The sequence below is a fragment of the Pedobacter sp. MR2016-19 genome (genome assembly GCF_014947265.1).
Classification (GTDB): Bacteria; Bacteroidota; Bacteroidia; order Sphingobacteriales; family Sphingobacteriaceae; genus Pedobacter.
The window spans coordinates 363630-375821 of record NZ_JADCNK010000003.1 but is presented as its reverse complement, the minus strand read 5'-3'; the positions used below and the strand labels follow the sequence as shown (position 1 = coordinate 375821).

Annotated in this window: 9 protein-coding genes; 4 read left to right on the top strand and 5 right to left on the bottom strand. The window is 40.7% G+C overall.

Translation table 11 applies throughout. The features are described from left to right. Positions 1–4: 4 nt before the first annotated feature. The 3 genes from IM793_RS24770 to IM793_RS25105 all read left to right on the top strand — a co-directional run bounded on the left by IM793_RS24770 (position 5) and on the right by IM793_RS25105 (position 1436). On the top strand, positions 5–493 hold the full coding sequence (locus IM793_RS24770; protein ID WP_227256153.1) for a hypothetical protein: 489 nt from the start codon (positions 5–7) through the stop codon (positions 491–493). Then, positions 451–1077: a nucleotidyl transferase AbiEii/AbiGii toxin family protein gene (locus IM793_RS06265; RefSeq protein ID WP_193420231.1), complete on the top strand. Its 627-nt coding sequence runs from the start codon at positions 451–453 to the stop codon at positions 1075–1077. The genes IM793_RS24770 and IM793_RS06265 overlap by 43 nt, the downstream gene beginning before the upstream one ends. Positions 1078–1289: 212 nt before the next feature. After that, the gene (locus IM793_RS25105) at positions 1290–1436 is read left to right on the top strand and encodes a winged helix-turn-helix transcriptional regulator (RefSeq protein ID WP_193420230.1); all 147 of its coding nucleotides are present in this window, start codon (positions 1290–1292) and stop codon (positions 1434–1436) included. 309 nt (positions 1437–1745) lie between these two features. Here IM793_RS25105 and IM793_RS06255 read toward each other — a convergent pair whose 3' ends face one another. From IM793_RS06255 to IM793_RS06245, 3 genes are read right to left on the bottom strand one after another with little or no spacing between them, the layout of a single operon-like run. After that, entirely contained in the window at positions 1746–2402 is a 657-nt protein-coding gene (locus tag IM793_RS06255) for a hypothetical protein (protein WP_193420229.1), read from the bottom strand. Continuing rightward, positions 2399–2857 carry a hypothetical protein gene (locus tag IM793_RS06250; RefSeq protein ID WP_193420228.1) on the bottom strand — a complete coding sequence of 153 codons (459 nt, stop codon included), beginning with the start codon at positions 2855–2857 and terminating at the stop codon, positions 2399–2401. Before IM793_RS06250 ends, IM793_RS06255 begins: the two co-directional genes overlap by 4 nt. Beyond that, complete coding sequence (locus IM793_RS06245; RefSeq protein WP_193420227.1) at positions 2854–7740, bottom strand: hypothetical protein; 4887 nt, start codon at positions 7738–7740, stop codon at positions 2854–2856. Before IM793_RS06245 ends, IM793_RS06250 begins: the two co-directional genes overlap by 4 nt. A 500-nt stretch (positions 7741–8240) precedes the next feature. Here IM793_RS06245 and IM793_RS06240 point away from each other — a divergent pair, with 500 nt between their 5' ends. Next, the gene (locus IM793_RS06240; RefSeq protein ID WP_193420226.1) at positions 8241–8558 is read left to right on the top strand and encodes a bestrophin family ion channel; all 318 of its coding nucleotides are present in this window, start codon (positions 8241–8243) and stop codon (positions 8556–8558) included. Between the two features lie 39 nt (positions 8559–8597). Here IM793_RS06240 and IM793_RS06235 read toward each other — a convergent pair whose 3' ends face one another. Beyond that, complete coding sequence (locus IM793_RS06235) at positions 8598–10322, bottom strand: hypothetical protein (RefSeq protein ID WP_193420225.1); 1725 nt, start codon at positions 10320–10322, stop codon at positions 8598–8600. Between the two features lie 7 nt (positions 10323–10329). After that, positions 10330–12108 carry a hypothetical protein gene (locus IM793_RS06230; RefSeq protein WP_193420224.1) on the bottom strand — a complete coding sequence of 593 codons (1779 nt, stop codon included), beginning with the start codon at positions 12106–12108 and terminating at the stop codon, positions 10330–10332. Between the last annotated feature and the right edge of the window lie 84 nt (positions 12109–12192).

The following is a 12192-nucleotide window of genomic DNA, read 5'->3' as shown; positions in this document are numbered from 1 at the left end:
GGAATTGAACAAAAGAGTAATCGTTGTGCACTGGAAAAGATTTGCCAGTACAGATATCGATGTGTTTTCAAGTCTGAAAGGATTTTGCGACAGCTACCCAACCTATAACTATCATACATTGAACAACTATCTTTCGAAAAAAAAGGTTCCATTCGAAAACGATGAAATCAAAATTGAAAGACATCCATTGATACAAAAGGTCAGAAGACCAGACCTTCCAAAGGTACTGTTCTGGGACTTTGATTTCGAGAAACTGGACTGGAGCAGGAGTTACAAAACGGTTATCGAACGGGTGCTTGATAAAGGCAATACAATGGATTGGGAGGAGATGATCAGGTTTTATGGTAGAGAAAACGTAATCCGAGCCCTCAAAGAAGACATCACCTATCTTTCTGATATGACCATGGAGGCCGTTTGTAGATATTTTCAGTTGAGCAAAGAAAAACTCAGATGTTACATAAAGAAACAGTTACACCAGGGACACTGGATCTAATCCAGACACTGATGCAAGATCATCAGCTCAACTCCTTTTATCTTGTAGGTGGTACCGCACTATCTTTAAGGATCGGACACAGGGAATCCATAGATATCGACCTTTTCAGCTCTTCAGACTTTGATGGTGATGGACTCGCCGTACATTTAAGGAACAGCTATGGCGCAGATGTAAAACGCCACAAGGGCAACTATGTAAGTGGTAGTATTGGCGAAGTTGATTTTGATTTTATCTCGCACAAGTATCCATCTATCAGACCAATAGAAACAATCGAAGGCATAAGGATGATGTCCAATCAGGATATATCGGCCATGAAGATCAATGCAATTGTGAATAGCGGACAACGGATCAAGGATTTTATCGATATGCATTACCTGTTAATGGAAATGCCTTTAGATGAAATATTGGATTACTACTGCCAGAAATATCCAAATGTCGATCCCAACACCGCTAAGTTATCCCTAATGTACCATAACGATATCGACTTTAATGTTCCTGTAAAACTGATGGATGGAAAGCTAAAATGGCAGGATGTGCAGAAAAGCATTTTAAAGGCAGTACGTGAATACACCAATCTACTATAAAGCAGGGAATTCTATCGTAAGATTCAGGAGGCAAAAAATAGCCATAAAAATGACCGTGGCAGAGGGATGAGTCGCTAGATTTTCACAATAAGACAGGTTATTGGATAAACCAATTTGATTGACCTCATTCCTCCAATTTTAGAAGACCCCGAAACAAACTGGTTATCAAGAAGTAATCAAAAATTTATTTTTGGTGAAAAGGGGTCAATAGGTTGTGGTTTTTCCATCCAAAAGTTGAATACTTTTTAACAGACTTAGGAAGGGAGTTGATGCATTTGATAATTCAACTGGGAACTTGGGGCGAGGATCATAAGTTACTTCTGCAAGATTTGGTAAAAGAAAGCATCACTTACCTCTAATAGACAAGTGATTTATGATTAAAATAATGATTATTTCTTTAATCATTAAGATAAATTTTATTCATTTTTGAGGCTATTCCCAGTGGCAAACTGAGCCCCGTAACCGTTTTATTTAATACGGGCAAGTTTACACTGTGGTGTCGACTTGTCCTATTCCAATAGCTTAGGTTATAAGTGTTAAGGCTCCACTATTTTTCATTTGTTTGCATAGATTTTTTCTTCTTCATTTTTTTGGGTTTGATTACTTGATCTTCAGTCGACACAGTCCTCAAATTGTATTAGGTTGTTTGACGCCGGATTGATTTTTTATTAGTTGTTATCCGGTACCGCATCGAGGTTAGCCTCCTCAACGTCGATCTCCGCAATACGGCGGCCGACATCTTCTTTTGAAGTCATTTTGCTAATACGGTATTGTTTGATTTCTTTAATCTGGTGTCCAAGATGTTCGCCCATTAAGCTGACATATTTAATAAGGATGATGAGCACTAAGATACCAACGGCTCCGATGATTAGTGTCATCCAGTCGATGGCTGCCGGTTTCCCATGCAGTTCGCCTAGCCTCCTGTATAAAAATTCGATGATAATGACGATCACCGTGGAGAGAAGCGTCGATATGAACAGGTATTTGGTTAGGGAAAGTTCAACGAGTACCTGTTCCCTTGCGGTATTGGCGTCTTCGGGGGTACGAATACCGTGGTCGAGGAAATACCAGCGAATGATTTTGTGGTAAATGCTGTAGGAAACGCTGGAAATCAGGATGGGCAAAGGCGCTATGAAAATAAATTCTATGGCTTTGAACAGGTAATTCACGTCGAAACCGCTAATTACCGATTTTACGCAAATTACGAATGCGCTGATGGTAATGCCAAAAAAGGCGATTACGCTTACGATGATGGCCAATAAAAAAAGGAATCCTAGGAACTTATCAATTGTGTTGCGGGGTGTTGTCTGGTGTAAATTGCTCATTTCTGCAGGTGTTTTTCGATTAATATCTTCAACTGTTTCAGACTCACTTCGTGTGGATAGTGAGAATTGTCAAATTTGCTCAGAAAATCGTCTCCCTCCTGGGCATACGGTTCAAGGTCGGCCCGGTAGTGCCCGGTCAGGAATATGGCCGTGGTTTTTGGGAAAAGGTTGCTCAGGAGATTTTTCCTGATCTCTCCCCCTGTAAAATCATCCTGTGCACTTTCCATGTCTGTGGCCAGGGCCACGTCGACAATATAGAGGTCTGCTTTGACCGAGCGGAGATAGCTGACCAGCGGTCTGAGATTTTTTTCCATATCATAGAGAAAGGCAAGTGACATCCTGCACAACTTCTTGAATTCTTCAGGCTTGGGATAGACATCATATTCCTCGCAGAGGGCATTGTAGATGAAGTCGTAATGTACTTTTTGGTTTTCGAAATAGACTATTTTTTTCATTCCAGGATTTTTAGAATCAGGGGTAAGCGAACGGTGAATATTTTCTTTTTGGATTTTGGGTTTGAATATCTGAATCGGTTATCTTCGAAGAGTTTGAGGTAAATATCGTTAATCATCATCAGACCTTTCCCTTCACTGAAAATCATATCCCTTTGCATTTTACTGGCATCCGAGCCGAAGGAATTCCTGACCTCGAGGTAGGTTTGGCTGGCGCGTTTTTTGATTTCAAAGGATACGGAGCAATTATCTTCGTAATTGATGTATTTGAATGCATTGGTCATGATTTCGAGGATGACCATGTCAAAAATTTCGATGATTATTTTAAAGGAAAGCGTGATGTCAAATCCTTTGAAATCAAGCTTAGGCATGGGATCAACAGGATTGGAGATGGAAAACACGAAGCCGAGCCTGTCACGGAGTCTATTTTCGAGTCCCTTTACGGTCATATGCCCAAAATGAAACTTCTTGCTGTCCGAGAAAATCCGCATCTTGTCTTTGCGGTTTTTTTTCTGAATTTCGACTAATTCCCTCGACATTAAAATCTGGTAGAACCCCAGTGTGAGGTATTCTTCCACATATTTGATGTGAGTTAGCCTTTTATCCTCGTTTTCATCCAGTTGATGAAAGTGCGACTCGCTCAGGGTAACTGTATCTGGGGCGATAACGGTATAAGGGCTGATGGCACGCAAGTTATTTAATTGGGATTTGATCTGGTTGAAATAATTATCTAATCCGTGGCGGTACCTTGTTAAGGACATCAAATCCCTTTTTTCTTCGATATAGGCCTGGAAAGCATCATTTTCAGTATTGACCTGTATGAAGTTAGCGATTTTGGACTGTAAACAAACCAGGTAACGAAGCCGCTCAATGGGAAAGTACCAGTTTGTTTTTTTCTTTTGATTCACTCTGATGGTCAATACGGCGAGCGAAGGCTGTTCCGTTCCTTCAGACCCAAAAGGGGCAATCCTAAAAAAAAGAAGGTGCGTTGGATTATCGGAGAATTCAACCAGGCGGTTCACATTATTGGACTTCTCCTGGTGCATATGGTTGATTTTATCTCCTTTGAAATCAAACAGGTCTGCGACCAGTGTCTGATAATCTTCCCCTACCCTGCGGTACTCAACCAGGGTCTGTTGGATTCCGGGCTGGTTGGCGGCAATCCCTTTGTGTAGTAGGTATGCGAAGCTGTCTGCTTTGATGGCTTTGCTGATTTCCTTACCGTTGGTAAATGCATAGAGGCTAGTGTTCTTTTTGCCTGTTTTTTTCCGTTCGAAAGATTTATCCGAAAGATTGATGGAAATTTCCGCATTGATATCGTTCAGTTCAAAAAGCACAAGTATTTTGGTAAGCAAAAACCTGATCTTATCGATCAGGGGCATTCTTGTCCCGTTCTCGTTCCCAATGGATTCGCTGTGAAGGAAACTGTAAATCTTCATAAACTGATTGAAAGGAATATTGGCAATCTGTCCTTTCAGGCCCAGGGAATGGTTTTCTGCTACAAGGAAGTCATAAAGAGGTTTGATAGCATAATTTTTCTTTTGTCGGTTGACATAGCTAAAATCGATTTCGCCCAGTAAATCTCCTCTTGTTGCAACCGTTTTATCCAGGTATTGGGTGAGTATACCTGTATTTTCCAGTTTAATGACCCGTAGTAAATGGTAGAATTCTGGTGAGATGCCGTAAAGGGCAGACTCTGCAGGCTTTCTGAAGATCTGATTGATATTTTCTTCCAGTTTGATCGCTTTGGCTTCATTGCTAAAAATCACTTCTTTTATGCAAGCAACAATGAAATACTGAAAGCCGTTTAAGGATTTGTCAATGATGCCGATGTTGGCAATAGCCTGGTTGCAATAGTCGATTATCTTCTTGTATTTTTCTTCGGCACTAATCTTGCCTGAGTGCGCACGCTCGGTGAGGGTTGCCACGCCATGCTGACCGGGTGATTCAGGTTTTAGGGACTGGAGGAGTTCTTTGTACTGGGCCTTGAATGTTTGGTAACGATGTAGCTGTTCGGCCCTGTAGGCTCGGAAATTCTTCTCCTCACCCGATTGGCCACCCATCTGGTAGATCTCGAAAAACATTGTCAATGTGCTTTTCCTGAGCAGGTAGTTTGATTTGAAGTTGGAGAGTTTCTTCAATATCAGTTTCAGGTAGCTGAAGTCATAAAAACGGCGTGATAATTTGCCTTGCAGTTCGTCAGAAAGTTCAGCATCGCGGCCAACGATTTTCAAAAATGTCGATTGGGCTTCAAACAAAAGGGAATGGAATACTTTTTCCCTCTTTGATTTATAGTTTACAAACGGCGGAAGGGTAAGGACCTTGATGAGCATCGCCTGAGTTTCCTGATCAGTAAGGTGATACTGCTTCAATACTTGCTTGGTCTTCACAAAGCGGATCATTTCATTTCCTTTAAGTTTGAAAACGTTGTCTATCCGGTCAAAAATATCTTCCGCGGCAGGGCTCATCATTAAATCGGTGATGATCAGTTTTATCAAATGACGGTTTGTTTTGTTTAGCCAGACATATTTATCAACCAATGGATAATCCTGGCTGACTTCTGCCGTCAATTCGCAGGTAACCCCGACGTTAAGCTGGTAGACGTCTGAGGGCTTCCCCAGCTGGTCTTTGTCAAAATCGGTAAGGCGACGATTGCCGGCTTTCTGGAAGAAATATGCCCGGGTACTGTTAAGGCTTGAGCTCTGGCCAATTTTACGGTAGGTATTCCCCTGAGCACAAATCGGGCATTCCATGTGTGGTACTTTCAGTGGCGGGATGGCAATGTTCTTGAAGCAGTATATGGTTTTTGGGTATTTTTTCTCCGGAAGTTCGGCTGAAATGCCAGCTAGTGTAGCAACCGATGCCCGTGAAATGAGTACGAAAACGCTGTCGAAACCTTTTAGTGGAAGCCCTGTTTCATACTCTAAAAGGCACTGTCGGATAAAGTTGTTTGAAGAGTGGAAGGTTTTCCCAGTCAGGATTAGATCGTCAATAAAGTAGATGCAGTCCGAGCGGAATATGGTCTGGTGGTAAATCTGGACGAAATTCTCAACGAAGTCGTTTTTAGTGTCATATTGGATAACATTGGCCCTGCCATCGAATATGATATCATTAATCAGGGAGGAGAAATTGGAATTCAGGTTTCCCTGTGGAGAGATCAGGGTAATATTGAGCTCTTCCAGTGTAATGAGTTTCTTTTCCCCCTGTCTTCCGTGATTGTAGTTTTCCATCAATTCTACTTTTTTGGCTTTCAGCCATTCTTCTATCGCTACTTTATGGGTTTCAAGGAATTTGACCGGGTTTAAAAAATGGACATGTTCTTCTCCCTCGTACAGAATGTGCCCGTAATGGTGATAGGACCTATCAAGGAGTATGTCCCGCGATTTTTCGTAAAGGGATATAAATGGTGTAGAGATTGCATCGATTTGGCCATGGTTGATGTCGCCATTCAGTATCAGTTGTGGGGTAACCGAAGTCCTGTCGGTTTCAATCAAGGGTATTTCTTCGATGGGATGGTCGGGAAAACATAATTTGCAGGAGTTGATATTATACCATTTGGTGGATAAGGCCAGGAAATATTTTTGCTGGATTTTCTGGGGCTTGCTGTCTAAACTGCTGACAGTAATGATCTGGTTTCGGACATCAATATGTTCCCATCCATATTGGCTAAGGATGTCGTTTTTGTTTTTTTTGTCACGGTTAAATGCCTGGGCACGCTGGTTGTCCAAGGCTCCGCTAGCAGAAACCAACAGGTTGATGTAGGGTTGCCTAATTGAGCTTTCCTTGATAAAATAGGGCGCTGAATTTAGAAAATTCCTAATTTTTATACCAGTCGAGAGTGTGGTACCAATGGGAACCAGAATAAAGATATGATCACGCTCCTGAATTTTTATATTCCTCAAAGCGATCGCTTCTTCGGTATCGCTGATGATTTCATAGTCAAAATGTAAATTCGGGTGAATCTGCCGGAGTTTAGATATCACCTGGAAGACTAAAGGCTCTGAATACTTTCCATAACTCACCAGTGTAGTGTGGCCAGGATGCTCCCTTTTTTGCCCTTCAATTTCGTTCACGATATATTTGACCAAAAGCAAGGTAAACCGGGTGATAAAATAGCTGCTTTGGAAAAGCGTGCTTGCATAGTAAAAGTCACGGACATGGATTTTTGAGCCCAGTTTCATGTGGCTTTTGGATATTTTATACCCCCTAAAGTTCAGGTCCCGGATATCAACGGTTGCCTGGCCATCTATAAGTGTGAGCTGGTCGGTATTTTCTTGCAGCATTTCTTCATTTAAACAAGCATAGGCAAAATGTTCAAACATGGTTTTGCTATTTTTTTTGATGATGATATCAAGCGCTGCAAGTTTTTGACAGCGGGATATCATTGCCTGATTACTGCCGGAATTGGCGCAGGGCTCCGCTATGAGCAGGTTAGTTGCAAACCTATTTATTTCTTTGAAATCCGAGAAGCTACCAGGTGTTATAAATAAGGGCGAATAGTAGCCTTTTCCGTTTTTGAAGTACCATTGAAGGATTTTGTTTTCTAGTCCTGTGGAGTTTTTGCTTCGGATGTTCTCAATTAATGTTAACGTGGCATCTAGTCTAGGACCGACAACAATGGCTTCTTTTAAATGTATTTCTGTTTTCAGGAGTGTAAAAAAATCCTGGGCATTGATTTTTTCGGAGATTTTGAAAAGGGGAATACAATCGGCTTTCAGGTTTCCGATAAAAGACTGGATTCTTTGGAAATCGAAAACGCTGTCGATTTTCAGTGTGACCACCGAATGTTCCTGGTGGGAAGTTTCATGGTAATCGACAAAATGCTTATACACTACACTTGGGTAGGGCACTTCAGGTGGGCGTCTTTTTTTTGAGCGAGCGTGCATAAAAAAACAGATTAATTTAGATGAGGCTTGGAAAAAATGTATTTACGTATCCATGAAACTAAATATAGAATGATAATTAAATAATTACAAATTTATATGCTTAATTTTTATTCTATTTTCCTTCTAACTTAACATTTTTCAGTTCTGATATCTTTTAGATTAAATTATCTAATTCTACATCTTTAAGGTTCGCATAAAATGGCTTCTTGAAACCCTAAAAATCTTCAAGTACAAAATGTAAAGGGTTTCCCGTGACGTTATAAACAAAACAAAATGACTTTTTAAACAAAACATTTACTTTCATTGAACGCGATCTTTACTGAAAGACAAACGATAAAATCACCTACTATGATAACGAAAAAAACCTCAGCCTATGCTCTATTTACGCCTTCGCTGGGCATCATCTTATATGGCTTACTGCTTGGATGTCTACAGTAACTGTATTCTTTCATTTTTTTGGAAGCAGTTGGTTAATCATCTCCTAGCCACTTGTTGCGATAGTGGGGACCTCGGTAGCTTTTTACCTTGGATTTAAGAATAATCAGGCCTATGACCGTCTCTGGGAGGCGCGGAAGATCTGGGGAGCACTACTCAACAACAGTCGGATATTGATGACGATGATCAAGCATTTTATAGAGGATGAAAGCACAGATCCAGTCGAGTTGGAACAGTCCAGACGCAAATTGATCAATAGGATTATTTTGTATGTCTATACTTTAAGAGGACAGCTCTTAAAGCCTGCTGAATGGGAGCAAATAAGCCAGAGTGGCAATATGGGCATCTTCAATCGTAACCGGGCAATAATCAGGATTAACTAAAACCCTGACTATTGCCTGGAATATGATAAAACTCAATTGTTACTTACCTGTAGTACCACCCAAGTTTGTGCCACCAAAATTATAAGTAACCGATAAAAACCATCCCGCCTTAGTTCGGGTCGAAAGAAGATTTTCCTCGGAAATATTTGCAAGACTTGTCGCCTTAACCGCAACCCCTTCATTATATTTAGCGCTCAAACGTTTCACTTCCCCACCAATTACGCCACCACTCAGTACCAAACGAGACTCACGTCCCAGCATTGCACTCAATCCTACTGGAAACTGAACCGCCAAATTCTCATTTAAAAGAAAACCGCTCGTCAGTCCCAGTGAAAACCATTTACTCATACGCGGATAAAAATGCGCCAAAACACCAAGGCCCGGCCTCACATCACTTTGCTTTTCTTTCAGCACCATTTTCATATCCACCGAAGTATTAGTCGCCGGGTCAGTTACTGAAGATGCCTCAGTGATCAAATACTTTTCATTCACCAAACTTGATAAAATCAGACCAGAGCTGAAATCAACCTTCCAGCCCCATAGTAGCGGATAAGTCCATTGCCGGATCACGTCTGCAGTGGTGGAACCCTTACCAAAATAACTGACGTCAATTGCCACCTCATCCGCATTCTTGAGCTGCACGCTAGGTTCCCGCTTACCGATTGTTCTTTCAATGCTTGACAAAACCGAAACAGCAGTTTCTCCCAAAGCTTTAGTTTGAGCATCAAAGTTTTTTGATAAAAAATAAGCAGCAAGCGCGCTCGATTTTCCTTCACTTAATCCCGGAAAACACCCAACCAATTTGTGCTTCAAATCTTCCAAGACCGAAAAAAAGTACCGCTCATCTATGTTTTTTGAATCCAAATCATTTTGTAAGTTCTTCAATTGCGTGATGAGCACATTAATCGCATTTTTATATTCAACAGGCGTAACGCCTTCAGTTGTCTTATCTTTTTTGCCATCGTCTGTGGTTTTTTCAGTACTGGCAGTGGAAGATTTACCACCAGCTAAAAAAGATTGAAATAAACTCTTATCTTCCAAATTAAAGTCTCTAAAGGATACTGGCGCTTTTATTTCACCATAATTCTCCTCATAGCCTTTGAACTGAATAATCAAACTCCTCCCAACTTTCATTCCCTCAGCAGTTTTAACCTCATCTGGTTTCAAAGGATCATAGAGCTTAATTTGAGGAACACTATTAAAGTCCTTTAAATCTTGCGTCAATACATAAAATTTCGATGCCTTATTCACACCATAGATTTGTCTATAGGCAGCCAACTCATAAAAACTTGGATTCAAGCAAGGCAGTAAATTTGCAGTAGTTGCCTTCTCCACAGCTCCAACCTTTTGAACACAAAAATCCAAATTAGCAGACTGTCCAGCTATCAAAAAACTAAAATGCATTCGAGAAGGAAGATCATCAAGCTTGATTTTCTTGAGCATAGCAGCAAAGGGCATTGCCGTATTCTCCTTAAAAGCAGCAAAAGTATCCAGTGCGGAGCCAGCAGCACAACCATCCTTACTAGAATTACCTGTTAAAACGAAACTTACCTTTTTGACCTCATCAGCAGTACCAGAAACCTGAATGGTCAATAGTTTGTAATCAAACACCGGCGTTTCTTCATTACCGGTACCACTATCAGATACCTTTTTCTCGAGTTCCAATTTACCGTCTTTAATTTTTAAAAAGAGAACATTCTGAGCGAAAGCAAAAATTCCTGAACTAAGCATCAGCAAAGTCAGTAAAGCTATTTTTTTTATCATAACAACATTAATTTAGTTTAACTTTAAAACCATGGTCACGGAAAATATCGAGAACCGACGCAATAGAAAAGGCTAAGGTATATTCACCAATTTTACGTCCAAACACCATCCCGATGACCTCATCACGCGAATTGAATAGTAAATTACCAGAATCACCAGGTTGCTGAAGATGTCCACCATTTTCGCTGACCACCATCAAAAGCTTTTTCATCTGATAATTCCCTGAAATATCCTCATAAGGCATATCATCGCTATGTAAAACCGAACGCAAATAACCCCAACACCTTTTATTCCCTTTGCGAGAATACATATAAACCTGCATCCCTTCATCGCTGGTGCCGGCAAATCCTTCAACTAAAGGTTTCGCGCTGAGTCCCGGAAAAAAAGGAATTTTAGGAACAAAACCCCTAAGTTTAATCAAAGCCGCTTCTGCATCAGGCCTGAGCGCAGCACAAACAATATCTCCGATTACATCACCACCAAAAATTTTCACTTCCCGCTCATTTTCTAAAGGCGAAAAGTCCCAGGAGTGATTAGCGCTTTTTACCACGTGAAAGCAGCTCATCACATACTTATCCACAGTACCATCAATTCCAAGCGCGCAGCCCAACGATCCACCAGCACCAATAGGCCCTTTGCTATTTATAACAGCATCCACTCCCCCAACCTCAGCTACGGTCAGCTCCACCCTTGCATCCGAAAACTTTACTTCAAAAGGTATTTTTACTTCCATTCCATTTGCATCCCTATCTACAAACAAATGTTTGATATCCTTACCGCTCAGCCTATTATCTTTAGTATAAATTAATAAACCCAGAACGGACTTATCTTGCCAGGAAACCTTAGCCACAGAAACAGAACAAATCTGATTCATCTTCATTAGCCGTTGCTGATGCTTAAAGTAAAAATTCTCAATCTGATAGTTTTCAACCCATTTCTCCACCTCATCCGCACTTGTTTTTTGATAAGTATCTGGATCCGAAATAGCACCTTTAGCCTTTTTAGCATAAAAGAGCATCTCTAGCAAATCATGAAAGAAACTAGAACCAAAAGAGAGGAAAAACCCGGTCAACATAATACCCACAGCAAAGCGTGCGGAGAAGTGAAAAGATTCAAATGAAGGCTCGAAGCCATCAAAGGTAAATGGAAAGGTTGGCCAACTGAAATCAGGCAATTTAGAACCAGACGTTCCAGGATTCACCAATCCATCAAGAATATCCAGAAAACTAGCATGAAAAAGGTAAGCGATAAATAGTCCAGTCAAAAAACTCAACATCGTAATTTCCTTACCCCTTTTATCCTGCTCAGGTGGCGTATTTGGCGCAGCATTGATGCGCTTAAATAATCGATTATTATAAACCTTATTTTTAAGCCTGAATGCAATAAACCAATCTGGAAAAAGGCTAATCATCGCGAAATAACCAATCAGCGCACCTGTTGGCAGGTATAGCGCGAATTTGAAATCAGTAAATATTAATATTAGATTCAAAATTCCCACACTAACTAAGACGCCAAGGGTCAGCTTTCGAGACTGCGCTTTAGTGAAAAGCCACATAGAGACCGAGTTAGCAGCGAATACTATAACGCCTAAAATCTTAACAACTAAATCCAAAGTATCCTTGAACAGGTGAAGCGTTGCTCGAGCTAAGAGAGAAGCCGCAACTAACGTAAATAAAATATTAAAAAAAAGACTATAATTTTTGATCAGCTGGGTAAGCTTTTCAGTTACCATGCTTAAGATGAAGAGCGTGATAACTAGCGAGATACAAACATCTAACATATCCATAGAGCGAATTTAGAGAGTTTAGCGGCCTAAATGAGAATTGAGGAAAATACCCTATTCCCAAACAGATTACCTACTCTAAATTGG

Bases quoted from the DNA above. Each gene is read 5' to 3' on its own strand.
- IM793_RS06265 (WP_193420231.1), top strand. From the start codon at position 451: ATGTTACATAAAGAAACAGTTACACCAGGGACACTGGATCTAATCCAG.
- IM793_RS06235 (WP_193420225.1), bottom strand. From the start codon at position 10,322: ATGATAAAAAAAATAGCTTTACTGACTTTGCTGATGCTTAGTTCAGGA.
- IM793_RS06255 (WP_193420229.1), bottom strand. From the start codon at position 2,402: ATGAGCAATTTACACCAGACAACACCCCGCAACACAATTGATAAGTTC.
- IM793_RS06230 (WP_193420224.1), bottom strand. From the start codon at position 12,108: ATGGATATGTTAGATGTTTGTATCTCGCTAGTTATCACGCTCTTCATC.
- IM793_RS06245 (WP_193420227.1), bottom strand. From the start codon at position 7,740: ATGCACGCTCGCTCAAAAAAAAGACGCCCACCTGAAGTGCCCTACCCA.
- IM793_RS06250 (WP_193420228.1), bottom strand. From the start codon at position 2,857: ATGAAAAAAATAGTCTATTTCGAAAACCAAAAAGTACATTACGACTTC.